General features: G+C 38.4%; 20 protein-coding genes and 2 tRNA genes. 13 read left to right on the top strand and 9 right to left on the bottom strand.

The window, feature by feature from the left end; genetic code table 11:
• The first annotated feature begins 100 nt into the window (after positions 1–100).
• The 6 genes from F935_RS10250 to F935_RS10225 all read left to right on the top strand — a co-directional run bounded on the left by F935_RS10250 (position 101) and on the right by F935_RS10225 (position 10,257).
• Positions 101–3,310, top strand: a complete 3,210-nt coding sequence (locus F935_RS10250) for a LysM peptidoglycan-binding domain-containing protein (RefSeq protein ID WP_016138869.1) — start codon at positions 101–103, stop codon at positions 3,308–3,310.
• A gap of 15 nt (positions 3,311–3,325) precedes the next feature.
• Positions 3,326–5,161 carry an extracellular solute-binding protein gene (locus tag F935_RS10245; protein ID WP_035366213.1) on the top strand — a complete coding sequence of 612 codons (1,836 nt, stop codon included), beginning with the start codon at positions 3,326–3,328 and terminating at the stop codon, positions 5,159–5,161.
• A gap of 31 nt (positions 5,162–5,192) precedes the next feature.
• Entirely contained in the window at positions 5,193–6,245 is a 1,053-nt protein-coding gene (locus F935_RS10240; RefSeq protein WP_016138867.1) for a microcin C ABC transporter permease YejB, read from the top strand.
• A complete protein-coding gene (locus tag F935_RS10235; protein WP_016138866.1) occupies positions 6,245–7,255 on the top strand; it encodes an ABC transporter permease in 1,011 nt (336 codons plus the stop codon). Before F935_RS10240 ends, F935_RS10235 begins: the two co-directional genes overlap by 1 nt.
• Entirely contained in the window at positions 7,230–8,831 is a 1,602-nt protein-coding gene (locus tag F935_RS10230) for an ABC transporter ATP-binding protein (protein WP_155237756.1), read from the top strand. The genes F935_RS10235 and F935_RS10230 overlap by 26 nt, the downstream gene beginning before the upstream one ends.
• Positions 8,832–9,012: 181 nt before the next feature.
• Positions 9,013–10,257 carry an NADH:flavin oxidoreductase/NADH oxidase family protein gene (locus F935_RS10225; protein ID WP_016138864.1) on the top strand — a complete coding sequence of 415 codons (1,245 nt, stop codon included), beginning with the start codon at positions 9,013–9,015 and terminating at the stop codon, positions 10,255–10,257.
• Positions 10,258–10,262: 5 nt separating this feature from the next.
• On the opposite strand, the gene F935_RS10220 is transcribed toward F935_RS10225, so the two are convergent.
• Positions 10,263–10,946: a glutathione S-transferase gene (locus F935_RS10220; RefSeq protein ID WP_016138863.1), complete on the bottom strand. Its 684-nt coding sequence runs from the start codon at positions 10,944–10,946 to the stop codon at positions 10,263–10,265.
• A gap of 229 nt (positions 10,947–11,175) precedes the next feature.
• A complete protein-coding gene (locus F935_RS10215; RefSeq protein WP_016138862.1) occupies positions 11,176–13,293 on the bottom strand; it encodes a TonB-dependent siderophore receptor in 2,118 nt (705 codons plus the stop codon).
• A gap of 294 nt (positions 13,294–13,587) precedes the next feature.
• Here F935_RS10215 and F935_RS10210 point away from each other — a divergent pair, with 294 nt between their 5' ends.
• The gene (locus F935_RS10210) at positions 13,588–14,181 is read left to right on the top strand and encodes a DUF2726 domain-containing protein (RefSeq protein ID WP_016138861.1); all 594 of its coding nucleotides are present in this window, start codon (positions 13,588–13,590) and stop codon (positions 14,179–14,181) included.
• Between the two features lie 96 nt (positions 14,182–14,277).
• On the opposite strand, the gene F935_RS10205 is transcribed toward F935_RS10210, so the two are convergent.
• The 3 genes from F935_RS10205 to pyrC all read right to left on the bottom strand — a co-directional run bounded on the left by F935_RS10205 (position 14,278) and on the right by pyrC (position 16,053).
• Positions 14,278–14,353, bottom strand: a tRNA-Glu gene (locus F935_RS10205).
• Positions 14,354–14,371: 18 nt separating this feature from the next.
• Complete coding sequence (gene rnt, locus F935_RS10200) at positions 14,372–15,034, bottom strand: ribonuclease T (protein WP_016138860.1); 663 nt, start codon at positions 15,032–15,034, stop codon at positions 14,372–14,374.
• Positions 15,019–16,053, bottom strand: a complete 1,035-nt coding sequence (gene pyrC, locus F935_RS10195) for a dihydroorotase (protein WP_003652801.1) — start codon at positions 16,051–16,053, stop codon at positions 15,019–15,021. Before pyrC ends, rnt begins: the two co-directional genes overlap by 16 nt.
• A 149-nt stretch (positions 16,054–16,202) precedes the next feature.
• On the opposite strand from pyrC, the gene F935_RS10190 reads away from it, so the two are divergent.
• Positions 16,203–17,465, top strand: coding sequence for a GGDEF domain-containing protein (locus F935_RS10190; RefSeq protein ID WP_016138859.1), 1,263 nt, complete (start codon positions 16,203–16,205; stop codon positions 17,463–17,465).
• Between the two features lie 61 nt (positions 17,466–17,526).
• Here F935_RS10190 and argG read toward each other — a convergent pair whose 3' ends face one another.
• A complete protein-coding gene (gene argG, locus F935_RS10185) occupies positions 17,527–18,885 on the bottom strand; it encodes an argininosuccinate synthase (protein ID WP_009390370.1) in 1,359 nt (452 codons plus the stop codon).
• 229 nt (positions 18,886–19,114) lie between these two features.
• Here argG and F935_RS10180 point away from each other — a divergent pair, with 229 nt between their 5' ends.
• The 4 genes from F935_RS10180 (at position 19,115) to F935_RS10165 (ending at position 22,499) form a co-directional block, all read left to right on the top strand.
• Complete coding sequence (locus tag F935_RS10180; protein ID WP_016138858.1) at positions 19,115–19,450, top strand: hypothetical protein; 336 nt, start codon at positions 19,115–19,117, stop codon at positions 19,448–19,450.
• 128 nt (positions 19,451–19,578) lie between these two features.
• Positions 19,579–21,609, top strand: coding sequence for an NADPH-dependent 2,4-dienoyl-CoA reductase (locus F935_RS10175; RefSeq protein ID WP_016138857.1), 2,031 nt, complete (start codon positions 19,579–19,581; stop codon positions 21,607–21,609).
• Between the two features lie 85 nt (positions 21,610–21,694).
• Positions 21,695–21,784 (top strand) — tRNA-Ser (locus tag F935_RS10170).
• Between the two features lie 115 nt (positions 21,785–21,899).
• Positions 21,900–22,499, top strand: coding sequence for a hypothetical protein (locus F935_RS10165; RefSeq protein ID WP_016138856.1), 600 nt, complete (start codon positions 21,900–21,902; stop codon positions 22,497–22,499).
• A 371-nt stretch (positions 22,500–22,870) separates the two neighbouring features.
• On the opposite strand, the gene F935_RS10160 is transcribed toward F935_RS10165, so the two are convergent.
• The 3 genes from F935_RS10160 to F935_RS10150 form a co-directional block, all read right to left on the bottom strand.
• Positions 22,871–23,230, bottom strand: a complete 360-nt coding sequence (locus tag F935_RS10160; protein WP_016138855.1) for a RidA family protein — start codon at positions 23,228–23,230, stop codon at positions 22,871–22,873.
• A 1-nt stretch (position 23,231) separates the two neighbouring features.
• Positions 23,232–24,473, bottom strand: a complete 1,242-nt coding sequence (locus F935_RS10155) for a D-amino acid dehydrogenase (protein ID WP_016138854.1) — start codon at positions 24,471–24,473, stop codon at positions 23,232–23,234.
• An 89-nt stretch (positions 24,474–24,562) separates the two neighbouring features.
• On the bottom strand, positions 24,563–25,432 hold the full coding sequence (locus F935_RS10150) for a LysR family transcriptional regulator (protein ID WP_016138853.1): 870 nt from the start codon (positions 25,430–25,432) through the stop codon (positions 24,563–24,565).
• 115 nt (positions 25,433–25,547) lie between these two features.
• On the opposite strand from F935_RS10150, the gene F935_RS10145 reads away from it, so the two are divergent.
• Positions 25,548–26,975, top strand: a complete 1,428-nt coding sequence (locus tag F935_RS10145) for a Na+/H+ antiporter NhaC family protein (protein ID WP_016138852.1) — start codon at positions 25,548–25,550, stop codon at positions 26,973–26,975.
• Positions 26,976–26,993: the final 18 nt, after the last annotated feature.

The raw sequence follows: 26,993 nt of genomic DNA, 5'->3' as shown, positions 1-26,993 counted from the left end.
TTGCCTTGTCTATCTTGCACGCTTTACTACAATGGCATCGAAGACCTAGGGTTTGTGGCCAGACCCCAAAAAATATTACGCGAGTTGTTTGGAAGTTTTTATGTATAAACCAACCACATTTGTGTGGCAGCCATCTGCGGCATCATTGTTCAAAATTACCGTACTTAGCTCTGCTTTAGCTGCGTTGGGTATTACAACAGGCTGTTCATCGACTCCGCAATCTGCAAAAACCTCAAAATCGAAACAGGTCAGTGGTGCAGGTTATTTAGATGCGAGTAGTCTTGACTCTTTGGAAGACTTACTTTCAGCAACCGATATGCGCGCTGTAGAAGGTGATCGTCTGCTTATTTTGAAGCATGGTGATGTCTGGAAGCGTATGTCAGTTGGCTTCAAAATGGACTTGAATCATTGGGATTCACGTATTGAAGCTCAGCGTAGTTGGTTTATTTCTCGTCAGCCTTACCTTGATCGCTTGAGTGCTCGTGCCAGTCGTTATTTGTACCATACTGTGAAAGAAGCAGAACGCCGTGGCTTACCGACTGAACTTGCGTTATTGCCGGTAATTGAAAGTTCTTATGACCCAGCTGCAACAAGTAGTGCAGCAGCAGCGGGGCTATGGCAGTTTATTCCAAGTACTGGTCGTATTTATGGCTTAAAGCAAACTGGTATGTATGATGGGCGCCGAGATGTGGTTGAGTCGACTCGTGCAGCTTATGAATTTTTGGGAAGCCTCTATAATCAATTTGGTTCTTGGGAACTTGCTTTGGCGGCTTATAATGCTGGCCCAGGACGTATTCAACAAGCGATTAACCGTAACCAAGCTGCTGGTTTACCAACTGACTATTGGTCATTAAAATTGCCTGCAGAAACAATGAACTATGTTCCACGTTTCTTAGCTGTTGCTCAAATTATTAAAAATCCGAAGGCGTATGGTGTCGAACTACCGCCAATTGCAAATAGACCCCATTTCCGTGAAGTGACTTTATCTGCACCTTTAACTTTAAATGAAATTGCTTCTACCGCAGGATTAAGCCGTTCAGAACTTTATGCATTGAACCCAGGATATCGTGGTGAAGCAGTAGACCCTGCGAGCCCAATGCGTATTTTGATTCCAGCAGATTTAAGTCCTTCAATTGATAATAAATTAAAAGGAACGAAATCGGGTGGTAGCTCTGGTTGGTGGGCAAATGTAACTTCACCGTCTACACCTACAACTGTTAGTCCTTCTACTACAGTGACAACAAAAACTACTCCTACAACACAAGTTCAGCCAGTTAAACCATCTTCACCAGTGAAGAATAGTTCATCAAAATCTACTCCACGTGGTTCAGATGCGTTGGCTGCCTTTGCAGCTTCAGCGGATGTACCGAGTGCACCGCGTATTCCTGTAGCTGTAACCAATGCAGCTAACATTAAAAAGCCTGTTAAGATGGAGCCACCAATTTCGGCTTCTGAACGTGAAAAGATTTTAGCGGCGGTTCGCGCTGAAGGTGAAAAAGAGACTGTAGATCAAGCTTTACAACCGCAAGCAACTCAAGCTGAAAAAGATCAAGTCGTTGCTGAATTAAAAGCAATCGCGCCTAAAGGAACTGAAATTGTCGATCCGTATGATGGCAAAATTAGGTTAACCGCAATTCAGACGAGCCAGTCAGTTGCAGAGCAACAAGGTAAAGAGGTAAGTAGAGGTTTTGCTTATCCAAAAACTTTAGCTGAAGATGCAAGCGTTGCGAATTCAGAAGATGGACAGCGCAACAAAGATAAACCTTACATCAAGACTGATACTGATGTAGTGGTTGTACAACCTAAAGGCAAACGTAGTACTTATACGGTTTTACCGGGCGATACTTTAGCCGTTATTGCAATGAAAAATGGTGTGAACTGGCGCGATGTTGCTAAGTGGAACCAAATTGACCCTGAAAAGACGTTATATGTAGGGTCAACGCTTTATCTTTATGATGCTAAGCCACAAGACACTCAAACTACTTCTAAAAGTACGGCTAAACCAGATGTATATGTAGTTGAAGCTAACGACAGTTTAAGCGGTGTTGCTAATCAGTTTAATTTGTCAGTAAAACAATTGGCTGAATATAACGATTTATCAGTGACCGATGGCCTATTTGTCGGGCAAAAACTACAGTTAAAAGAGCCTAAGAATATTCGTTCAATTGCTAAAGCAGAGCCGAAAGCAGTTCAGGCAAGTGCAAAACGTATAGCAACTAAAAGTTATACTGTGAAGCGCGGTGAATACCTTAAATTGATTGCAGATCGTTATGCGCTCTCTAATCAGGAACTTGCTGAATTAACGCCAGGTTTATCTGCGGGCAGTAACTTGATGGCTGGCCAAAAAATTAATGTGCCTACACAAGATATTTCTGTAGATGAAGTTGCTGAAAATAAAACTTCTAGTAAATCTGAGAAGGCTACTGCTAGTATTTCTTATAAAACAGAGGGCTATAAAGTACAGCGTGGTGATACTTTATCGAGTATTGCAACGAAATCAAAAATTAGCCTAGCTGAGTTAGCCGAGTTAAATAACTTAAAAGCGAGTAGCCATGTACAGCTTGGTCAAACGATAAAAGTACCAGCAGGGGTAAGTGTTCCAGAACAATACGTTGTAAAGTCGGGTGATAGTCTAAATGCGATTGCGAGTAAATATAACTTGCAAACAGGTTATTTGGCTGACTTAAATGGTTTGTCTCGTACTGCTGGGTTACGTGCTGGTCAACGTTTAAAACTCACAGGTACAGTTGAAGAAGAAGCACCAACTAAGCCTTCTAAAAATACTAAAGAAGAAACACCAGAAACTTATACAGTCAAATCTGGTGATAGCTTAGGTAATATCGCTAACCGTTACCACTTACAGTTAGACTACCTTGCTTCATTAAATGGTCTTTCACGTACCAGTAGCGTTCGTGTAGGGCAACGTTTAAAGCTAACAGGTGATGTACCTACAGTAGAAACAGCTAAAGTAGATACCAAGTCTTCAACTAAAACAGTTGCGGCTGGTAAAAACACTGAAAAATATACTGTGAAATCTGGTGAGTCTTTAAATAGTATTGCGAGCCGTGCCGGCATTTCAGTGCGTGAACTTGCTGAAATGAATGCATTAAAAGCGAGTGCTAATTTACAGCGCGGCCAAAATATTGTAATTCCAAAAACTGTTGTGGAATACAAAGTGAAGCGTGGTGATACATTAATTGGTCTTGCTAGCAAATATGGTTTAGAAACCAATTTCTTGGCTGAGCTGAATAATTTGACACCTTCTACTCAGCTTCGCATTGGTGATGTTATTAAAGTGCCTAATTTATAAAACAATTAGCAATTTATGCATAAATCATCTTTTCAACTGAGCCTGCTAGTCGGGCTCAGTGCCGTTTCGCATGTAGTTTTTTCTGCACAGCAAACGACCTCATATATAGCGATTCATTCCAAACCTAAATATTTGGGAAAGATGGCTATGTCATATGCAAACCCGAATGCCCCTAAAGGTGGTCTATTAAGTCAGGCAGCTCAAGGAACTTTTGATAACCTCAATAGTATGAATGGTAAGGGGAATGCTACAGAGGGTGTTAATTATCTTTTTGATACTTTAATGACTCAGTCGTTAGATGAGGTCGGGGTTTTATATCCGCTTTTGGCCGAGAAAGTAAGTTATGACCCAGAAAAAACGCAGTCTGTTACTTTCTATTTAAACCCTAAAGCGCGTTTTAGTAATGGACAGCCAGTCACTGCGGCAGATGTTAAATTTAGCTTCGATGCATATCAGACTAAGTCCAATTTAGGTTTACAGATGTACCTTGCCGATTTGGCAAAAACAGAAGTAATCAATATCCATCAAGTAAAATTTAGTTTTAAGTCTACCCATAATCCTAAAATGCCCTTCATTTTGGCAACCTTACCCATTTATTCAAAAGCAGATTGGCAGAAAAGAGATTTTAGCCGAATTACCTTACAGCCAATTGTTGGCTCGGGGCCATATGTGGTCGAGCGAGTTGATGCAGGTAGAAGCATTAGTTATAAAAGAAACCCGAATTACTGGGCAAAAGATTTGCCTATTAATAAAGGGCGCTATAATTTTGACCGATTAAAATATGTCTATTATCGAAATTGGGATATTGCTTTTGAAGGATTTAAATCTGGGCAATACACTTTGCATGAAGAAACTAATCCTAAAAAATGGGTAACAGATTACCGTTTTCCAGCCGTAAAAGCAGGGTTGGTTACTCAATATAAATTTCGTCACCACAATCCTATCGCCACTGAAAGTTATATTTTTAACACCAGACGAAAACCTTTAGATGATATTCGTTTTAGACAAGCCTTAACCTACGCCTATGACTTTGAATGGCAAAATAAAGCTTTGTTTTATGGTCAATATCAACGCCTTCAAAGTTATTTTGAAAATAGTGAATTAGCAGCAACGGGCCGACCTTCAAAAACTGAATTAGAGTTATTAAAACCGTTATTGCCTAAGTTATCTCCACTTATGCAGCAAGGTGTTTTAGCAGACTGGAAATATCCAGTGTCGGATGCAAGTGGGTTCAACCGTCAGAACTTGTTAACAGCACGGCAATTACTCATACAGGCTGGTTATAAAGTAAAAGAAGGGCAGCTATTTACACCTGAAGGAAAAAAAGTTCAGCTTGAGTTCTTAATTCAGCAAGATGGTAAACAACGAACACTCTTACCTTTTATTCGTAATCTAAAAAAGTTAGGCATTGCAGTTAATTTGCGTCAGGTCGATGCTCCGCAATATTTAGAAAGGACTCGTCGTTACGATTTTGATATGACCACAATGAATCTGCCGCAATCTCTCAATCCAGGCAATGAACAAACTCAGTTTTGGGGAAGTATCGCCGCAGCGCAGGATGGGAATTACAACTATGCAGGGATTCGCAACCCAATAATTGATCAAGTGATTTTAAAACTCGTTGCAAGTAAAAGCCGTGAACAACAGATTATTTATACTCGCATTCTCGATCGATTGCTGAGAGCTGGTTATTATCAAATTCCGACCTATGGTAAAGGTGAAAACTGGTATGCTTATTGGAATATGTATCAACAACCTAAAGGTAAACCAGCACTTTCTTCTGGGATAGAATATTGGTGGAGTGATGCAAACAAAGCCAAAACAGTTGCTAAATATTTACATCAACAATAAAAAGCACCTGCCATAAAGGAAATCCTGTTATATGGGTTCATATATTCTCAAGCGGCTTCTTTTAATAATTCCCACATTGTTTGTCATTTTATTGATTAACTTTGTGGTTGTTCAAATTGCACCAGGTGGGCCAGTTGAGCAAGCAATACATCAGGCACAAAGTGATTTGGGAATTGGTCGTGCATTGAGTGCAGAAACTTATTATCAAGGTGCTCAAGGTTTAAGTCCTGAAATGGTTGAGCAAATTAAGGCTCAGTACGGCTTTGATCATTCTGCCCCTGAACGATTTTTTCTAATGTTAAAAGGCTATTTAACTTTAGATTTTGGACAAAGTTTCTTTAAAGATAAACCAGTCGTGGAATTGTTGTGGGAAAAAATACCTGTTTCGATTTCGCTTGGGCTGGTGAGTACTTTTCTGATTTATTTAATTTCTATTCCGCTGGGAATTAAGAAGGCAAGACAACAAGGTTCATGGTTCGATCGGTCCACCTCTTTAGTGCTTGTGGTGGGATATGCTGTACCAAGTTTTGTATTTGCCATTTTGTTAGTTGTTTTTTTTGCGGGCGGCTCTTATTTTCAATGGTTTCCATTACAAAACCTAGTATCAGATAACTTTCATCAACTTAGTCTTTGGGGCAAAGTTACCGATTATTTATGGCATATGACTTTGCCACTGATTACGATGGTATTAGGCGGTTTTGCCAGTTTAACCTATTTAACCAAATACTCATTTTTAGAAGAACTCAATAAACCCTACGTTTTAGCAGCTTATGCAAAAGGTTTGAACAGCCAACAGGTCTTATATAAGCATGTATTTCGTAATGCCATTTTAGTGGTGCTCGCAGGCTTGCCAGAAGTGTTAGCGGGTATTTTCTTTGTGGGTAACCTGTTTGTAGAAATTATTTTTCATTTAGATGGGGTGGGTTTGCTAGGCTTTGAAGCCCTTGTCCAGCGTGATTATCCTGTTATTTTTGGGGTTTTATTTTTCTTTACTTTATTTAGTCTAATTTTACGTCTCATTTGTGATGTGTTGTATCAATGGATTGATCCTCGAATTCACTTTGACGCACAAGGAGGCAAATAATGTCTTTAATTGTGCGTACACGATTACAGCGTTTTAGGCAGCATAAATTGGGTTGGGCCAGCTTTATTCTATTTAGTCTGATTTTGGTTTTTTCATTAGCCGCGGAGTTGATTGCTAACGATAAGCCGCTGCTAGTGAAGTATGAAGATTCTTACTATTTGCCTGTATTTAAAACTTATCCTGAAACGACGTTTGGTGGAGTGTTTGAAACAGAAGCGGATTATAAAGACCCCGCCGTACAAGCGCTTATTAATCATAAAGGTTGGGCAGTTTGGCCCCTCATTCAATTTTCATATCAAACGCCTAATTTAGATTTGGCCGTTCCTGTGCCGTCACCACCCTCCAAGCAAAACTGGTTGGGAACAGATGATCAAGGAAGAGATGTTTTTGCCCGCATTCTTTATGGTTTAAGAGTATCTTTACTTTTCGGTTTAGCCTTAACCTTTTGTTCCGCTTTATTTGGAATTACCGTGGGCGCTATTCAAGGTTACTATGGAGGTTGGATAGATTTATTAGGACAACGTTTGGTTGAGGTCTGGAATGGTTTACCCATGCTTTTTATGGTCATGATTTTAGTCAGTATGTTTGTTCCAAATGTATATTGGCTATTTTTCATTATGTTGTTTTTCGGCTGGACCGTTTTAGTGGGTATTGTCAGAGCCGAATTTTTGAAAGCTCGCCAGTTGGATTATGTGCGTGCAGCCCAAGTTTTGGGAGTGACAGATCGCGCTATTATTTTTAAGCATATTTTGCCCAATGCGATCAGTTCGAGTTTGTCTCAGTTACCTTTTATTTTAACGACTAATATTAGCGCTTTAACCGCTCTTGATTTTTTAGGCTATGGGCTGCCACCCGATGCAGCCTCATTAGGTGAGTTATTGCTACAAGGTAAAAATAATTTAGATGCGCCATGGCTAGCAATTTCAGGCTTTTTTAGTCTGGCTATTGTTCTTTCACTTTTAATTTATATTGGGGAGGCGGCCCGTGATGCATTTGACCCAAGAAAATAATTTAAACACTGTTTCAACTTTACTAAAGGTAGAGCATCTTTCGGTTCAAACCAAAAACCAAAAGGTTTTATTAGAAGATCTAAATTTTTACTTAAGTGAAGGTGAAACACTCGCTATTGTGGGCGAAAGTGGTTCAGGTAAATCGATGAGCTGCTTAGCAATAATGGGGTTGCTACAAGAAAAATTAGAAGTAACGGGTCGAGTTTGGATTGGCTCACAAAACATGCTTGAGTTAGATGAACGAGCTCAAGCATATTTACGTGGTCGACAAATCGCTATGATTTTTCAAGAACCAGCTACTGCGTTAAATCCGCTCCATCGTGTTGAAAAAATCATAGGAGAAAATCTTCTTTTATCAGGTTTTTCAAAGCAAGAAGTTCGACAACAAATAGTTGAACTGCTAAAAGATGTGGGAATTGTTGAACCAGAACAAATTTTAAAACGCTATCCGCATGAACTCTCTGGTGGACAAAAACAACGTGTCATGATTGCGATGACATTGGCGCTTCAGCCTAAAGTTTTGATTGCTGATGAACCTACGACTGCGTTGGATGTGGTTTTACAGATACAGATTTTAGAGCTATTAAAATCTTTGCAAGCAAAATATGGAATGGCACTTATTTTAATTAGCCATGATCTAAATTTAGTACATCGCTATGCTGAGAAACTGATTGTATTGCAAAGTGGGCGTGTAGTAGAGCAAGGTGAACTGAGCCAAATCTTTGCAAACCCTAAAACAGCTTATACAGTACAGTTGTTAGATCATGATTTTGGAAGTTTAGAGTCTAGACCCGCTCAGCAGAACGTTTTATCAGTTCGACAGCTCAGCGTGCAATTTCCTATAAGAAAAGGAATTTTAAATCGCATTCAAGAATATTTCACCGCAATAGAAGATTTGAGTTTCGATCTTGCTCAAGGTGAATCACTTGGGGTGGTTGGTGAAAGTGGTGCAGGTAAGTCATCTTTAGCCCTCGCTTTGGTTCAGCTTATTAAGAGTAACGGGCAAATTATTTTTTTAGAGCAAGATTTGAATCAGTTACAGCCAAAAGCTCTACGTTTGATGAGATCAGATTTTCAACTTGTATTCCAAGACCCATTTGGCAGTTTAAACCCGCGTATGACGGTGGGGCAGATTATTGCTGAAGGATTAAAGCTCAAAGCTGTGAATGAAAAAGAGGTAATCCAGCAAGTTGAATCTGCCTTGATAAAAGTTGAGTTGGCTGAAGATTTTCAACATCGTTATCCTCATGAACTTTCGGGTGGCCAACGTCAACGTGTCGCTTTAGCCAGAGCTTTAGTGGTTCAGCCTAAACTTTTAATTTTGGATGAACCTACATCAGCCTTAGATCGGACCACGCAAAAAGCCATGATTAAGTTGTTACGACAATTACAGCAAACTGAGCAGTTAAGTTATATTTTTATTAGTCATGATCTAAATATCGTGAAATCACTGTGCCATAAAGTGATGGTATTACGTCATGCAAAAGTTGTTGAATATCAGGAAACTGAACTCTTATTTTCTAAACCGCAAACTGAATATACGAGACAGTTAATAAAGGCATCTCTTTATAATTAGATCTTAATTAATTGTTTTTTAATTAAATAATTTAAATTTTCAACTTATGCAAAAAGTTGCATTTCTTTATATTTTTTAAAATTGACATGTGCTATTGTCAGTTATCGATTATGGCTTGACATGTTCCATAACTCATCTAAATTAGAGTAATTGCTCTATAATTCAAAAAAAGAGGTTAACCATGAACCAGATTGCTCAACCCATCACAATTCGTAATACCACCTTTAAAAACCGAATTATTAAAGGTGCGATGAGTGAGGCACTTGCAAATTATGAAGGCCAACCAAATGATTTACATTTGGGCTTATATGGTGCTTGGGCAAAAGGTGAACTTGGCTGTGCCATTACGGGAAATGTCATGGTAAATGCTAGAGCAAAAAATGAACCGGGCGTTGTTGTTATTGAAACTGAACGTGACCTAGATCGCTTAAAAGAGTGGGCAGCATTAGGTAAAAAATATGGCATGGTGCAGTTGATTCAATTGTCACACCCAGGTCGTCAGTGTCCAAAAGGTTTAAATAAAGAAACCGTTGCACCATCAGCAGTACCTTTTAGCCCAGCTTTAGCAACCATGTTTGGAACGCCACGTGAACTTACTCATGATGAAATTCTAGATATTATTAAACGTTTCGCGACAGCAGCTCACATTTGTGAAAAAGCAGGTTTTGAAGGAGTGCAATTACATGGTGCACATGGTTATTTAATTAGTCAATTTTTATCGCCATTAACGAATAAGCGTACAGATCAATGGGGCGGTTCTGTTGAAAATCGTAGCCGTTTTTTATTAGAGGTTTATAAAGCGGTATGTGCAGCAACCTCAGAGAATTTTATTATTTCAGTGAAGCTTAACTCGGCTGACTTCCAGCGTGGCGGTATTAGCGAAGAAGATGTGATTTCAGTGTTTAAAGCAGTAGATGAAGCTGGTATCGATTTAATTGAAATTTCAGGTGGCACTTACGAGGCACCAGCAATGGCTGGAGCTAAGGCGGATAAGCGTAAAGCAAGCACGATTGCGCGTGAGGCATACTTTTTAGATTTTGCTGAGAAAATTCGCCAACATGTTAAGTGTAAACTCATGGTAACAGGTGGCTTCCGTACCGTAGAGGGCATGAATGCTGCACTTGAAAGTGGTGCATGTGATTTTATTGGTATTGCTCGCCCATTTGCTGTGGAAACCGATTTAACAGAACGTTTAATTGCAGGGCAAGATGTGCGTTACGCCGTGAAACCGATTAAAACGGGCTTACCTTTTGTCGATAAAATGGCAATTATGGAAATTATTTGGTATGCCGCTCAATTTAAAACCATTGGCAAGGGTAAAAAACCAAATCCAAAACTTTCACCACTTGTGGTGTTTTTAAATTATGCCAAAGGCAATATTAAAGCGGTGATTCAAGGACAAGTGAATTCACGTAAGTCGGCATAATTTCATTACCATGCAGTCGTCCAGTAAGCATTAAATGTAGAAGCAGACCATTGGCCTTTAATTAAAGCATTGTTAAAGGCAGGTCTGTTTTCTATTTGGGCAAGATAACGGTGTATATGCTTAAACTGGCTGTAATTTTGTGAGCAAGCCAGTAATGGAAACCACATCAAAATATCAGCAATAGTAAACTGATCTCCGGCAAACCACGCATGTTGCTCTAAATATTCATCAATCATTTTCATTTGTCGTTGTAACGATTGATTGAGATAACCTTGATCAAATCCATATTTTAAAAGTTTAGGAATGAAACGGATTGGAAAAGGTGTACTTTGTGCAATTTGGTGAAAGATTTGTTTGAGTACCAAATCGGGAATGAATGTCGCCTCGCAATAATTTTTCCAATAATAAAAATTTTGGAGCTGGTGGCTTGATAGGTAGTTCGGTCCCAATTGAGGATGTAAATGAGATAGGTAATCTAGGATTGCTGAGGTTTCAGCTAAGACTGAAGTTTTTCCTTGTTCAATAATTTCGAGAGTTGGAAATTTTGATAATTGATGAGGTGGATTTTTATCTTCGCCAATACCTGAATGATCTTTAATAGTGAGCTCATAGTCGAGCCCTAATTCTTCTAAAAACCAAATAATGCGTTGAGAGCGCGAATTTTTTAGGTGAAATAATTGAATTTGCATGTCATGTTGAAATTATAGTTTTGATCTATGTTTAGTGTATTACATAATTTAATTATAAAAATATTTATAAATCAGTAAATTATATTTTTTCTATAAAATTAGCTTAATAAAAAGCCACTGCCTTAAAAATGCAGTGGCTTTTTATTGTTTGATATCCCTAACGAGATCTGCCTTACAAGGTTGTTGTCCTGAACAGACTGCTGTATATCGAATGTTTTTATATTTCAGTTTAGAACATATAGCTCATACCCAATTGAACAGTACGTGATTCACCTGGATATGCATATGAGCTAAAGGCGCTTTCATCATAAACTTTGTCAAAAATATTTTTCAGATCTAAGTTAAGACGAAGTTTTGGTGTTGCTTGATAGTAAGAAACCAAATCTGTAACCGCATAACCTTTCATGGTGTAAGTACTATTTGCTGTTTGTCCTGCACGCTTATCAATATATTTTTGATTAATTCCTAGACCTAAGCCTTGTAAAGGGCCATCCTGAAATTCATAGATATTTAAAAGATTAAAACTATTCTTTGGAATATTCGCTAAAGAGGTTCCTTTTTTCAAAGTATTATCTTTGCTGACTTCTGCATCTGTATAGGCATATCCACCAATAATTTTCCAAGCAGGTGTGATTTGCCCCGCAACGTTTAATTCAATACCTTGGCTACGAACTTCACCAGCAGCAACTTTATAGGCTGAATCTATAGGATCTAGAGTTAAGACATTTTCTTTTTTTGCATAGAAAACAGCAGAGTCAACCGATAGCATATTGTCGAGTGCTTGCCATTTAAAGCCTAGCTCATAAGCCATGCCTTCTTCTGGGTCAAAACCTTCTCCATTACGGCTAGCACCTGTGTTTGGTTTAAAAGATTTTGCAGCATTGCTATAGATAGAAAGGTCATCACGGGCTTTAAAAACTAAACCTAAACGTGGAATAAATGCATCATGACTGGTATTCCAGTTTGCAGTATTCGGTAATAGGTTTTTGTAATCATGTTCGTAGTGCTCAAAACGTAAGCCCAATAGTGCACTTAAACGTTCATTTAAATCGATTTGGTCTTGTATAAAAAGGGCGGTTGTTTTTAAGTTTTCACGGTCATGTGTTGCCACGCTATTAAGTTCAGGTAAAGGCTGTCCTAGAACTGGATCATAAATATTAATAGGATAGTTGTTTGAATTTGGGTCTGAACGAATAATGTAGGACTTGTAGTCATAATTTTCATATTCAAGCCCAGTCACTAAGGTATGTGCTAAACCTAAAAGTTGGAAATTACCTGTTAGATTGATCTGCGCATCAGTATCTTGCCACTTTAATTCCCGATAGCTGTAATTCCTGTTAATTTTTTCTATATCATTTTTATTAACACCGCTTCCTTCTACCGCATAGCCATACAATTTGCCATTTAAATATTGCACGCCAGCATTAAGTTTCCAGTCATTTCCAAGGTCGTGTTCGACTCGTAATTGAGTCATATTATTGTCATTGTAGAGGCGGTTGTTGTATTTACCAGTTTCCCATAAATAGGTTTCGGGTGAACTATTAAAAGACTTTTGTGTAGGGTAGCGCGTATGCCCACGGTCAAGCGGATGCTGGTTACGTAAAATATCGGCTTCAAAAGTAACTTTGGTTGCATCGGAAGCTTGCCATTGGATGACTGGGGCAATTCCATAACGTTTAGATTCGACACCATCGCGGTAACTATCACCACCTTCTGCAATTACATTTAGGCGATAGCCAATGTTCTCTGCATTTGGAATAGTGCCTGTCGTGTCGACAGTAGTGCGGTACAGACCCTCACTGTTAAGCTGTGCTCCTAAAGTTGTTTGTTGTTCAGATTTTGGTGTTTTAGAAATTAAGTTAAACGTACCACCTGGGTCGCCACGGCCATACAAGCTAGAGGAGGGGCCACGTAAAACGTCTACACGTTCAATAGTGTTGCTATCTGGAGCATTTGGATAACCACGGTTAATTGGGAATCCGTTACGGTAAAACTCACCGCTGGTGAAGCCACGAACGTTAAAACCAGTTAAACCTTGACCACCAAAGTTATTAGCACGAGTAACACCACCGGCTAAATCAAGTGCTTCGATTAAACGTGTTGCACCAATATCTTCAATTACTTTTTGAGTCACCACACTGACAGATTGCGGCGTATCTTTTAATGCAACTTCGCTACGTGTTGCGCTACTCGAATTATCTACCTTATAAGCTTGGTCAGAGGCCTGTTGAGCTTTAATTTTAATGGTAGCAAGCGTAGTTGAAGGTTGATCTGTTTCTGCGAAAGCAGTTGACATACAACATAGTTGAGCGATGCTCAGGGAGAGGAGACGAAGCTTAAGATCCATTTAAAACCTTTTTGATAATAAATATCAGTATAAAAATAAGAATTATTATATTGTAAATCTATGTAAAGGAAATACTGGATCAGTGATATATTTGCACAAGTGTATTTTATTTGAAAATATAAATTTTGAGAGTTAAAAAAATATCCTTAAATAATTCTAAATTTCAGTCTAAAATAGCTCGTTAGATGCATAAACAATAGCTTTAAAAATCAATTAAATATTTCATAGCTAATCGTTTTAAATTGTATTTTTTAGAGATCAGTTAGTTTTTTATTTTTATCAAGGGGAAGTCTAATGTCTATGCTTATCGGCATGGTTTTGTTGACCATAATTATATTGGCAATTTTAAGTGTTTTAAAGAAAGGGGAAAGTAAAAATGGAAATGCAAAACGTAGCCCAATCAAGGGAAAGCGTATCATTACCATGAATGAACAACCGACTTTTATAAAGCTAAGAGAAGCCTTGCCTGAACATATTATTTTGGCACAAGTTGCTTTTAGTGCTTTTATGACAGCACAAGGATATGCGACACGTAATTTGTTTAATCGTAAAGTTGCTGATTTTATTGTGTTAGATAAAAAATTTAATATCGTTGCTATTGTTGAATTAGATGATTCAAGTCATAAGGGGAAAGAAAAAATTGATGCAGAACGAGATGCTTTGATTCAGGAAGCTGGTTTTAGAGTTGTACGTTATAAAAGAACACCAGAGCTTGCGCAAATACATGCTGATTTTAATATTTCAAAAATTTTATTAGACCAAGTTTCACTAGAGTCAAACCCAATTGAGATAAAAACAAAGTTCGTGACTGATGCAATCACTATTGAGAGAGATGATCCGACAATACAACCTTTATCACATGTTGATAAAGTAAAGTTGAAATCTTAAATTTTGAAAAAACTAAGTTATCTCATGGATAAAATTGAAGTGAGATAATGTAGTTAAAAAGATACGATTTTGAAATGAATTTCTTATAAAAGAAATTGGCGTCCCTACGGGGATTCGAACCCCGGTTACCGCCGTGAAAGGGCGATGTCCTAGGCCTCTAGACGATAGGGACGTTGAGGATGGCGGTATCTTAAGAAGCCGCCACCAAACTGTCAAGTAGGTAAGGAGACAGTTTGTTCAAAATATAGCAAAACAGTTCAGCAGTCTTCTGAGTATCGTATAAAGCAGAGTGTGCTTCTTTGCCATCGAACTCAATTCCAGCTTGAATACAGGCTTTAGCAAGGACGGTTTGTCCAAACATCACAGCACTTAAAGTAACTGTATCCATGACTGAAAAACTATGAAAAGGATTCTGGTTTTTGGTGCTTGTACGTGCAATCGCTGCTTGAACAAAACTAAGATCGAAATGGGCATTATGACCGACCAACACGGCATGCGTACAATGTTGCTGTTTGCGAACTTCATTGACTGATTTAAAAATACGGCGTAAAGCAGTCCGCTCATCTTCAGCCATTGCAATACGCATTGGATTGAATGGATCAATACCAATAAAGTCTAACGAACGACGGTCGAGGTTAGCCCCTTCAAACGGGTTAATGTGCGCATGGAATGCTGGACCAGGGACAAATTGTCCCTGAGCATCATACACAATTGGAATGCACGCAATTTCTAGCAATGCATCTGTCTGGGCATTAAAACCTGCCGTTTCAACGTCAACAACAACAGGTAAGAAGCCACGAAAACGTTGGCCAATGACCGGGACAGAGGTTTCTTGTGTCACACTTTTCTCCATTGCAGCGTTTTCCCGGCATGCAGCGGGATAATTTTTTGATCATCTAAATAATCAAAAGATTCTGGTACAAGATTATCTTCTTTTACCAAAGTAATGGTAGAAGTATTACGTGGTAGACCGTAGAAGTCCGCGCCAAAATGGCTAGCAAACCCTTCTAAGCGCTCTAATTTACCGACTTGGTCAAATGCTTGGGCATAAAGCTCAATTGCATTAGGTGCACTATAACAGCCTGCACAGCCACACGCATTTTCTTTTGCATCTTGTGAGTGAGGCGCACTGTCTGTACCCAAGAAAAATTTAGGGTTACCACTCGTTGCAACTTCAAGCAAAGTTGTTTGGTGTGTTTGGCGCTTTAAAATTGGCAAACAATAAAAATGCGGTTTAATACCACCAACCAACATATCATTACGGTTAAATAATAAATGCTGAGGAGTGATTGTCGCAGCAACATTACGGTCATGTTCTAACACAAAATGAGCCGCATCGCTTGTTGTAATGTGCTCAAGTACCACTTTAAGTTTTGGAAACTGTTTTAAAAGCGGGTTGAGTACTTCGTCAAGGAAGCGTTTTTCACGGTCAAAAATATCGACATGGTTATGAGTCACTTCACCATGAAGTAATAATGGAACTTGATGTTCTTCTAATTGTTCAATAACTGCATAAACCTTACGGATATCACTCACACCATTATCAGAATTGGTGGTCGCGCCCGCTGGGTAAAGTTTAATTGCATTTACATGTCCAGATTCTTTAATTTTACGAACTTCGTCTGGTGAGGTGAAGTCAGTAAAATAAAGCACCATACGCGGGTCAAAATTGAGACCCTCTGGAACATGAGCAAGAATACGTTCACGGTAAGCCAGTGCTTCTTCCACAGTTTTCACTGGCGGAACAAGGTTTGGCATACAGATCGCGCGAGCAAACTGTTTAGCCAAATCAGGTACAGTACGTTTTAATGCTAAACCATCACGTAAATGTGCATGCCAGTCATCTGGCTGGAGCAGGGTAATAGAGTCCAAGGCAGTTCAAACTTCGAAATAAAACAAATGATAATCGATAAAGTGTGAAAATGGTAACGAGAATTACGGACAAATGGCAAAATAAAGCCCAAGAGGCCTTAAAAAATAATGTTATATTTTGTTAATGTGTAAGAGGTAGGAATCGGGTAGTGGTAAATAGGGGAAATGTACATGAATTACTCAAAGCAAAAGAAGAAATAGAATATCTGGTAACTTTACATACCCATCGTTATGCCAATACAGCTTTGCCTCATCAATTAGAAAAAAAGTTCTGGTGCTTGAATCTTGAACGAACTAAACAAAATATCTCAAAATTTTTAGCAAGTGGTGTTCTCACTTATCTCATTTTTATTTTATTAGCGCTTCCTACAGACTACTTGGTGATCGGTGTACCTTACATTACTTGGGATTTTATTTACTGTTTACTGAGCGCAATTAATATCGCTGGTGCGCTGCTACTATTTTGGGTTTTTGCCAAGTTTAAAAAACTCACTGAATATTTTTACGTCGCTGCGTGCGGTATTGTATTTTTTACCATTATTTTCAATGCAATGTTGCTGCTTAGTGTAGGAAATATCGCTCTCAAAAATCAGTCGATGTTGCTGCTTTCTTTTTTATATATGCTTGGTTTTATTTTGAGCGGTATAAAACCTTTGCACATGCTTTATGTTGGTTTAACGGCAGCAATTTTCGTTTTTTCTTCATTAATTTTATTGCAAGCGAATTGTGACTATATTGCTTTGGGGCGAGCATTATTTGGTAGCTGTATTTTAGGTTTTTCAATTAGTACGATGCTTATCTCGAGGGAAAGAAGCCTTTTTTTAAATAATCAGCTTGCTGAACTTAACGAAAAGATTTTACGTATTGAGGCATCTGAATTGCTTCATTTAAGTCAGCAAGATGCGCTCACTAAAATTTCTAATCGACGTACTTTCGATGAGATGTTCGACTTTTTTTACTATCGGGCAAAACAAGAGCAACGACCATTGGCCGTTTTATTTATTGATATCGATTTTTTTAAAAACTATAACGATTTTTATGGGCATCAGATGGGGGACAAGGTCATCGCGTCTATTGCCTCTGCAATTAAAAATTCGATACGTCATGTTGATTTTGTCGCCCGTTATGGCGGAGAGGAGTTTGTGGTTCTTTTACCAAAAACACCCGCTCAAGGTGCCTATGCGGTGGCTGCCAATATTTATAAAGCCATTGAGCGTCAAGCGATACCCCATGGGGCATCGTTGGTATCTAAGCATGTAACGATTAGTTTGGGTTTTACTGTTTACACAGAAGGTTTAAAAGTCACTCAGGAAAATTTAATTCATGCTGCCGATCAAGCTTTATATCGGGCTAAGCAGCTTGGACGTAACCAGATTTATTATCAGCCTTTACAAGTCGCCGAAATTGCCTGAATGAACTTTAAAAATAAAAAGGCCACCTATTAAGGTGGCCTTTTTTAACGCTATAAGAAAATTATTTTTTCTTACTGTCTAATTGAGGAATAGCAGAACCTTGACCGATTGAAAGTAAACCAGCATCTGTATAGATACCAAGTTTTGCACGTGTATCGGTAATGTCGAGGTTACGCATAGTCAACTGACCAATACGATCCATAGGCGAGAACATTGAATCGCCTTTTTCCATTGTTAAACGTTCAGCTTCGTACGTTAAGTTTGGAGATTCGGTGTTCATGATGGTGTAGTCATTACCACGACGAAGTTCAAGAGTCACTTCACCTGTAACAGCTTTAGCAACCCAACGCTGTGCAGTTTCACGCAACATAAGCGCTTGAGAGTCGAACCAACGACCTTGGTAAAGTAAACGACCTAAACGTAAACCGTTAATGCGGTATTGTTCGATCGTATCTTCGTTATGAATACCAGTAACCAAACGCTCGTAAGCAATATGAAGAAGGGCCATACCCGGAGCTTCATAAATACCGCGAGATTTCGCTTCGATAATACGGTTTTCGATTTGGTCAGACATACCTAAACCATGACGACCACCAATACGGTTCGCTTCAAGAATAAGCTCAACTGGATTGTTAAAAGTTTGACCATTTAACGCAACAGGTACACCTTCTTCAAAACGTACAGTTACTTCTTCTGGTTTGATTTCAACTTCTTCTTTCCAGAAAGCAACGCCCATAATTGGGTCAACGATTTTGATACCAGCATTTAAGTATTCAAGATCTTTTGCTTCGTGAGTTGCACCCAACATGTTTGAGTCAGTTGAATACGCTTTCTCTTTTGACATTTTGTAGTCAAAACCATTGTCGATCAGGAACTGTGACATTTCTGCACGGCCACCGAGTTCGTCGATGAAGTTTTGATCTAACCAAGGCTTGTAAATTTTAAGATTCGGGTTGGTCAACAAACCATAACGATAGAAACGTTCAATATCGTTACCTTTATAAGTTGAACCGTCACCCCAGATGTTTACGTCATCTTCTTTCATTGCAGTAACTAACATTGTACCTGTTACTGCACGACCTAATGGAGTCGTATTGAAATAAGGAACACCACCTGTACTGATATGGAATGCACCACACTGAATTGCAGCAATACCTTCGAGCGCAAGTTGTAAGCGGCAGTCAATTAAGCGAGCTTTTACAGCGCCGTATTGTTCTGCTTTCTTTGGAATTGCATCGTAGTCATCTTCATCAGGCTGGCCTAAGTTTGCAGTATATGCATAAGGCTCTGCACCCTTTTGTTTCATCCATAATAAAGCAGCTGAAGTGTCTAGGCCTCCGGAGAAGGCAATCCCAACTTTTTTGCCTACTGGTACATGCTGCAAGATAGTTGCATTATCAGTCATTGCTAATCCTAACATTTATAAAAAAGACCCCGTACAGGTGGTCTCGAGAATTCTGAATGGCGGCTATTGTATCACTATTTATGGTGCTTTTTTGGCAAAAAAAGCATTAATTCACTTGTTCTGATTTGGGGTTTTAATTTCATAAAAAATCTAAGCGTATTTATAGAATGAGAAGGGGGAATGAAGTATTGTTATTCCAAATAAGAAAAGACTTTTAATGACTTAAAAAGAAAATAGGATAAATATGAAGGAAAATTTTGGCTTATCGCGTGCACACTATGTCGTGGCTATAATCACGGTACTCGACGTGATTTATATGATTTACCATTATATGGCAATCAGTGGCTCAAGCTCTGCTTATTTACTCGGTGGAGTTACTGGGAAAGTGGTTGTGATTGGGCTTCATCTATATGCTGCTAAAAGAGTTTTAGATGGCACAAAAAATTCTAGATATATTTCACTTTTCTTAACGGTATTTTTACTTTTTGCATTCCCAATTGGAACTATTCTTGGTGTGATTATGCTCTGCTTATTATATAAATGGGAAAAAGAACCAGATTTCCTTAGTGTCATTAAATAAAAGTAATCGGAGTGGTTTTGATGGATTGACCATAAGCTCCGATAAATTTCTTTACTGGGTCATCCAAAATTATTAAAAAAGTATTAAAGTACTATGCAACAAGTTGCAAAAAACTATTGGGACGCAGCATGACAAGTTACGCCAATTTATTAAAACCATTACATTTAGGCTTTACCACCATTAAAAACCGTGTGGTGATGGGATCCATGCATACGGGGCTTGAAGACCGTTTCTATAATTACCCAAAACTGGCAGCTTATTTTGAAGAGCGTGCAAAAGGCGGGGTTGGCCTGATTGTAACAGGTGGTATTTCTCCGAACCGTCAAGGATGGTTGGCCCCTGCTGGTGGAACCATGAACAGTCTCTTTGATGTTCCTCAGCACCGTTTGGTAACCCATGCTGTTCATAAACATGGCTCTAAAATCTTAATGCAGATTTTGCACGCTGGCCGATATGGCTACCAACCATTTGTTGTGTCTTCAACAGCAATTAAATCTCCAATTTCGCCATTTAAACCGCGTCAGCTTTCTGAAAAAAATATTCTTAGCACAATAGAAGATTACGCACAGTGCGCTGACATTGCCAAAAAAGCAGGCTATGACGGTGTCGAAATTATGGGCTCAGAAGGTTATTTAATTAATCAGTTTTTAAGTAGCCACGTAAACCAACGTACTGACCGTTGGGGTGGTGAAATTGAAAACCGTATGCGCTTTCCAGTCGAGCTTGTTAAAGCGATTCGTGCCAAAGTTGGTGAGAAATTTATTATTTGTTTCCGCTTGTCGTTGCTCGATCTTGTGCATGATGGTAACACCATGCAAGAAGTGGTTACTGTAGCCAAAGCTTTAGAAAAGGCAGGTGTGACTTTATTAAATACTGGCATTGGCTGGCATGAAGCACGTGTACCGACCATTGTAACATCTGTGCCTCGAGCCGCTTTTGTCGATTACACTGCACATGTAAAACAGCATATTTCTATTCCGATTATTGCGTCAAACCGTATTAACATGCCTGAAACTGCCGAAGAGATTTTGGCAACTGGCAAAGCAGATATGGTTCAAATGGCACGTCCTTTATTGGCCGATGCATTTTGGGTAAATAAAACTGCGACTAACCGCGTTGATGAAATTAATACCTGTATTGCTTGTAACCAAGCCTGTTTAGACCATGCATTTAAAAATAAGCGCGTGTCTTGTTTAGTGAACCCACGTGCAGGCCATGAAACAGAACTGGTTTATTTAAAAACCAAACAGCCTAAACGTATTGCTGTTGTAGGTGGCGGTGTAGCGGGAATGTCCGCGGCAACTGTTGCGGCAAGCCGTGGCCATGCAGTGACACTATTTGAAGCAACTTCAGATGTAGGTGGTCAATTTAACTTTGCCAAAGTTGTACCAGGTAAAGAAGAATTCCACGAAACGATTCGTTATTTTAAAGTCCAGCTCGAAAAAACAGGGGTGGATGTACGTTTAAATACTCGCGTGAATCGCGAGCAGCTTGAACGCGAAGGTTTTGATGAAGTGATTGTTGCAACTGGTGTAATCCCTCGCGCATTAAAAATTGAAGGAAGCAATGCACCACAAGTTCTTTCTTATGCTCAAGTTTTAAAAGGTGCAGAAGTTGGACAAAAAGTTGCAGTGATTGGGGCAGGTGGTATTGGTTTTGATGTATCTGAGTTTTTACTTAAACCTCCACATCAACCACAGCCTCAACCTTTAGCTGAATGGCAACGTGAATGGGGTGTAGACCCAGATCCGAATTATGTTTCTGAAGGTGGTATGCAGCCACCAGTAGTTGAACTTCCTGTTCGCCAGATTTATTTATTGCAACGTAAAACAACACCTCTCGGTATTGGCCTTGGCAAGACTTCAGGTTGGGTACACCGTGCACAGCTTAAAAAGCATGGCGTGCGTATGTTACGTGGTGTGCAATATAAAGCAGTCACTGATGAAGGGCTTTGGATTGAGCACAATGGTCAAGATCAGCTTTTACGTGTAGACACAGTTGTGGTGTGTGCAGGTCAAGAGTCTGTAAAAGACTTGATGCCAAAAGAAGGTGAGTCGACTATAGCGAACTACCATATTATTGGTGGAGCAAAGCTCGCAGCAGAGCTAGATGCGAAGCGTGCGATCAAAGAAGGAGCAGAATTAGCTGCTCGATTGTAAAATTGATGAAACAATATGCACTTGAACACAAAGCGATGATATTTTTCTTGAATAAAATGAATAAGCTTTGTATTCTTACGCACATGGAAGCGTGGCAGAGCGGTTTAATGCACCGGTCTTGAAAACCGACGAGGGTGTGAGTCCTCCGTGAGTTCGAATCTCACCGCTTCCGCCAAATTCGAAAAGCCCCTGTTAATAGCAGGGGCTTTTTTTTATCTATGCTTTTACCACCCAAATAACCCACATCAAAATGTAGGTACATTAATTCTTAGTTTATTAAAGGTAGAAAAATGAAAATAAAAAACTACACACCAACTAAAGGTTTTATATGGACTTTGCTTTTGCTAGTTTTTATAGCTTGGCTTGTATATAAGTGTGTTCCTTTAACAAAAGAGGAACAGGAGGGAGAAATTCGGCGACTGATGGAGGCGCAGAATAGAAGATTGGCTCGGGAATTTGATGCTATTACAGATGCAGATAGAGCAAGATTGCCCAAATATGACTCTCGTAAATATTTTTTAATAAAACGTAATGGTCGTTTTTGGTTAATACCAAGAGAGTATTATGGTGCTAATGGTTTTACTATTAGAGTTATAGATATAGATAAACTAATAGGGAAAAAGTGGGAAGGTGATATTGTGGTGGAAGGTGGGTTTCGAGTTTTTATGTATTCACCACAATATTATAATCGTAAAGCTGATTTTTTGAGTAGTGATGTGGCATGTAAATCAAATACATTTAGAAAGCTTTTTACGTGGAATGGGGTAATTATTAATATTGATGCTAATACCTATCCTAAAAAAATTACAGATAATCAATATTTAGATATTTGTCTAACTGCATTAAAAATTTTAAATGAAGAAGTAAAGGAAATACATTTTGTTAATTAATATAATTTAATTTTTAGTAAATTTCTTCTAAAAAATTATTTGAATATATTGTATTTTCTCATCAAATTATTACAGTAGATATTATTAGGCTCTAATTTTTTACTATTTCAGGCTCAGTGTTTTTCACTAGAGCCATTTCAAGTTTTTGGAACGAGTTTTTTATTATAAAAATTTTAAAAATGTCTTTTGAAAGTTTATTTTGTCTCAGCCTAACTAACTGGTCAGATTAAAATCAATTCGTAAAGTATTTAGTAAGGATAAGGTGATCAGCGTTACATATAAAGATGTGCAACATCGAGTTAATGAGTGATTACATTTGAACATGTAATTAATAAAGCCAGTAAATTCACTGGCTTTATTTAAGGCAAATATTATTTAATACTCGCTGTAACCATTACTTCGACTAATACTTGCGGACGTGCCAAATCTGCTTGAATAGCCGCACGTGCTGGTGCTGCTCCATCTGGTAACCATGCTTCCCAACATTCATTGAACACTACAAAATCTTCGGCAATATTTTTAATCCAAATTTGTGCAGTTAAAATACGGCTTTTATCACTACCAGCTTGTTCCAGTAAAGCATCAATTTTTGCTAGAACTTCTAAAGTCTGTTGCTTAGCATCAGCATCTAAAGTCGTTGGAACTTGACCAGAAACATACACTAAACCGTTATGAAGGACACAACCTGATAAACGTGCATTCGCATCAATACGTTGAATATCATGACTCATTTTATTTCTCCAGAGATAAACCATCTAATATAATTGGCGAGGTTGCTTGGCTAATTAATTGACTAATGACCATGGCACAACCAGCTGCCAATGTGAAACCTAAACTACCTTGGCCAATATTTGCCCATAAATTCAAATATTTCGTACGACCCAAAATGGGTAAACCTGTAGGGGTGGATGGACGTAAACCACTCCATTCTTGAGCAGTATTTACACCAAATAAATCGGGAAATGTTTTTCGTACCGTATCTTTCAATGCATTTATACGTTCTTTTCGAATGTAGATATCTTGATAGCCAATATCGACCATTGCGGCAATTCGAAGTTGATTCCCCAATTTTGCATATACAATTTTATTTGCATAATCGGTTACACTTATATTGGGTACAACATTGGCTTTTTCTGGGAATGGTAAAGTTAGGCTATATCCTTTTAATGGATAAACTGGGACTGAAATACCCACCATATTAAAAATTGCAGTACTACCATTGCCCGCAGCAACGACAAATTCATCTGCTTCTATACGTCCTTGATTTGTTTCAATTGCAGTAATTTTATTATTTTCTACAAAAAAATCTTTCGCTTCATGTGCATATAAACATGTGAAGTTACTACTCTTTTCTAGTGATTTATACAAAGCTAAACAAAATTTGTAGCAATCTGCTGTTTCATCATCAGGTGTATAAATTGAACCTACTAAAGTAGATTCAATACCTTTCAATGCAGGTTCAAGTTGAACTGTTTCTTGTGGTGACAGTACCTTTTGTACAATTGGATCTATCCCTGTTGCTGCTTTTCTAAAAGCTTCTTCATCACGATGAATAATCATTTTTCCCGATTTTGCCCAGTCAAAATCATCAATTTCATCACGCCATTTAGACATAATACTTTGACTATATAGGGATAACCGTAAAATATGATTGCCGTTCACAATGTTATCTTTGCGATTACATGCCATGAGAAATTGGAATAACCAAGACCATTGAAGAGGTGAAAAATTCAATTTAAAGTTTAAAGGCGAGTGGGCTTTTCCTAACCATTGCAGCGCCTGAAACGGCACGCCCGCATCTGCTAAAGGTGCAACATAGCGATAACTGAGTTGACCACCATTTGCAAAACTTGTCTGGCAACCAATCTGGTCTTTTTCTTCCACTATTGTGACTTGATGACCCGCGTGAATAAGTGCATAGGCTGTACTTAAACCAATGACTCCACCACCAATGACAACGACATGTTTTTTCATTCTTCCATGCTATATTTGCAACACACATTTGTATTAAAGAAGAAGAAAAAGAGTTAAACAAATGAGTTTTTACGTAGTACTCATAACTTTTAGTTAATCGATGGCGTCATCGAAGCAATTTCTCTTTTAATCAATTCAATAAAATCTTCAGTCGCTTTGGTCGTACTTACATTGGCATTTTTTAAAATATAAATTGTGGTATATAAACTTGGTTTTATTTCATGAATCATATGATTGGGTAAGGAGTGTGCAGCAGTATAAATATCGGTAATGCTACACCCTAAACCTTCGTGTACCAGTTCACTCGCCATATAGTAAGTTTGTACATTCACAATACTTTTATTAAATGTTCTGTACTTTTTTACGACTTGCATGAGGGAATCTGAGTAGGGTTGAATCCACCTGTTTTCATCAATTGAATGAATATCTTGCTTTGCATCAATAGGCTTAGAGTCAATGTAAACCAGAGGAATTTCCAGAACAGGTGTGGCAATAATGCCATGCTGAGTATGGGGCTGGAATGTCACTGCAATATCAATTTCACGTCTTAATAATTTTTGTTCTAATGCTTGAGTGTGATCTGTACCAATATTGACAAAAACTTCAGGGTATTTTTTTAGAAATTTTGCAGTTAATTTGGGAATGAGGCTCAAACCTAAACTGGGTAAACATCCGAGTGTGATTTGACCTTGAGTATTTCTTGCCAAATTATCCGTCAACTTATTTAATTCATTTATTTTTTCATAAATTGGCTTAATTTCATCATATAAAATATAGGCTTCTTTCGTGGGTTGTAATTTCCCTTTGACCCGTTTAAATAGAGCAAAACCAAGGCGTTGTTCAGCATGTTTGAGCAATTTACTGGCTGCTGGCTGTGAAATGCATAACGATGATGCTGCTTCTGTGAGTGAACCAAAAAGCATGACTAAATAGAATATTTCTAGGTGTCGAAGATTCATAAATGAGCACATAACTAATAGTTATAGGTAATCTATTAGAATTCATTATTTAATGTCAATGAACCCTTGTAAATTGGTGAGAAATTCAATGCCCAATGATCAAGGAGTGATACATATGTCAGTTGAGCAATCTTCTATAACAATACCTAATATAAGGACACCTAAAAATATTGCCCTTATCACCATTATTATTCTTAGCTTTGCTTTAGCATTTTACGCAAAAAGCCTACCAATAGAGGAGGTCGGTTTAATCGGGTTATTGCCTATTTTTGCCTTGGCGCTCTTAACTGTTATTGGTCTCGATATTGTCCTTGCTGTTATTATTGCCATTGTTATCAGCGTGATAATGACATCCACCAGTGTATTTGAATTGGGTGGAATTCTTGCAAAGTCTACGGGCTCATTTATTGCGACTGTAGGTCTTATTATTATGTTAGGTGCTGGGGTTGGTGAAGTTGCCAACCGAACAGGTGCCGCGAAAGAATTGGTCAAATTTATTGTCAATAAAGTTGGGCTTTCAAGTATTCCTCGCGTCAAACTTGGCATCATGATTTCATCAGTTATTATTTGTGGTTCATTGGGCACTATGGCAGGTGGTAATGCCATTATTGTTGCTGTCATTATTCCAATTGCAGCAGCTGTTGGTTTAACGCCACCCACCGTTGCATTACTTTTGATGACAGCAGGTTCTGTCGGTCTTTTTATGGGACCTTTTACACCAAGTACTGTGACTATTTTAGAGTTGGGAGGCTTGACCTACCCACAATATTTGAGTGCTTGCGCCATTCCGATGAGTATTGTCACACTTCTTACAGGTTGGTTTATGTCTGGCTATATCCAAAAGTGGACTTTTGGAAAATATACCTATAATGAAAATTTTTTAGAACCTTCTGAAAAAATAGAAAGTGCCTCTGAATTGAAAAGAAGTAAACGTGCAGCGATTGTATTTATTGGCACAATTATCACGATGGCAATTCTTGGAATTATTTTTAAAGCAGGCTTTAGTTTTGCAATTATTGTGATGCTTACTGTTGCCACATTAACTGGGTTAGTTGCGGGGTTTAGTCCTAAACAAATTTTGGAAGCACTCTATGAGGGGTGCGGTAAATTAGTGTGGATGTTTATTCTTTACTGGTTATACAATCCAATTTTAGTTCTTGTTGAAAAACTTAATGCTTACCAAACACTGTTAGATAATGCGACACCGTATTTGGTCGACTTAAGTCCTGCTATGCTGTGTTTTGGTATTTTCTTATTTAATATTGTGGGGCATATCCCAGGGGCAGCTGTTGCACAAATGACTTTTACCAATAAAATTTTTGGACCAATTTTACTGGCAAATGGCGTTCCACCTGTTGCGGTTACAGCAGTTTTATTATCAAGCTCCCAAGTAGACTGGTTTGGTCCTTTTCCATCTTCTGATATGTTTGGTCAAATGGGCTTAGCACGTTCAAGTCAACTGAAATACATGCTATATGGTGGTTGGGCTATAGTTGTCGCAAATATTCTACTCTTTGCAGTATTGTTTCAGATTTTGAATTAGCCCCTACAAATTAAAGCT

This window comes from Acinetobacter calcoaceticus ANC 3811, from assembly GCF_000399665.1.
Classification (GTDB): Bacteria; Pseudomonadota; Gammaproteobacteria; order Pseudomonadales; family Moraxellaceae; genus Acinetobacter; species Acinetobacter calcoaceticus_B.
Note: the sequence above shows the minus strand (reverse complement) of the source record. Positions and strands in the feature narration are given on the sequence as shown.

What these genes read in the sequence shown, in the direction of transcription:
- F935_RS10250 (WP_016138869.1), top strand. Translation starts at nt 101, where the DNA reads ATGTATAAACCAACCACATTTGTGTGGCAGCCATCTGCGGCATCATTG.
- F935_RS10245 (WP_035366213.1), top strand. Translation starts at nt 3,326, where the DNA reads ATGCATAAATCATCTTTTCAACTGAGCCTGCTAGTCGGGCTCAGTGCC.
- F935_RS10240 (WP_016138867.1), top strand. Translation starts at nt 5,193, where the DNA reads ATGGGTTCATATATTCTCAAGCGGCTTCTTTTAATAATTCCCACATTG.
- F935_RS10235 (WP_016138866.1), top strand. Translation starts at nt 6,245, where the DNA reads ATGTCTTTAATTGTGCGTACACGATTACAGCGTTTTAGGCAGCATAAA.
- F935_RS10225 (WP_016138864.1), top strand. Translation starts at nt 9,013, where the DNA reads ATGAACCAGATTGCTCAACCCATCACAATTCGTAATACCACCTTTAAA.
- F935_RS10220 (WP_016138863.1), bottom strand. Translation starts at nt 10,946, where the DNA reads ATGCAAATTCAATTATTTCACCTAAAAAATTCGCGCTCTCAACGCATT.
- F935_RS10215 (WP_016138862.1), bottom strand. Translation starts at nt 13,293, where the DNA reads ATGGATCTTAAGCTTCGTCTCCTCTCCCTGAGCATCGCTCAACTATGT.
- F935_RS10210 (WP_016138861.1), top strand. Translation starts at nt 13,588, where the DNA reads ATGTCTATGCTTATCGGCATGGTTTTGTTGACCATAATTATATTGGCA.
- rnt (WP_016138860.1), bottom strand. Translation starts at nt 15,034, where the DNA reads ATGGAGAAAAGTGTGACACAAGAAACCTCTGTCCCGGTCATTGGCCAA.
- argG (WP_009390370.1), bottom strand. Translation starts at nt 18,885, where the DNA reads ATGTTAGGATTAGCAATGACTGATAATGCAACTATCTTGCAGCATGTA.
- F935_RS10180 (WP_016138858.1), top strand. Translation starts at nt 19,115, where the DNA reads ATGAAGGAAAATTTTGGCTTATCGCGTGCACACTATGTCGTGGCTATA.
- F935_RS10175 (WP_016138857.1), top strand. Translation starts at nt 19,579, where the DNA reads ATGACAAGTTACGCCAATTTATTAAAACCATTACATTTAGGCTTTACC.
- F935_RS10165 (WP_016138856.1), top strand. Translation starts at nt 21,900, where the DNA reads ATGAAAATAAAAAACTACACACCAACTAAAGGTTTTATATGGACTTTG.
- F935_RS10160 (WP_016138855.1), bottom strand. Translation starts at nt 23,230, where the DNA reads ATGAGTCATGATATTCAACGTATTGATGCGAATGCACGTTTATCAGGT.
- F935_RS10155 (WP_016138854.1), bottom strand. Translation starts at nt 24,473, where the DNA reads ATGAAAAAACATGTCGTTGTCATTGGTGGTGGAGTCATTGGTTTAAGT.
- F935_RS10150 (WP_016138853.1), bottom strand. Translation starts at nt 25,432, where the DNA reads ATGAATCTTCGACACCTAGAAATATTCTATTTAGTCATGCTTTTTGGT.
- F935_RS10145 (WP_016138852.1), top strand. Translation starts at nt 25,548, where the DNA reads ATGTCAGTTGAGCAATCTTCTATAACAATACCTAATATAAGGACACCT.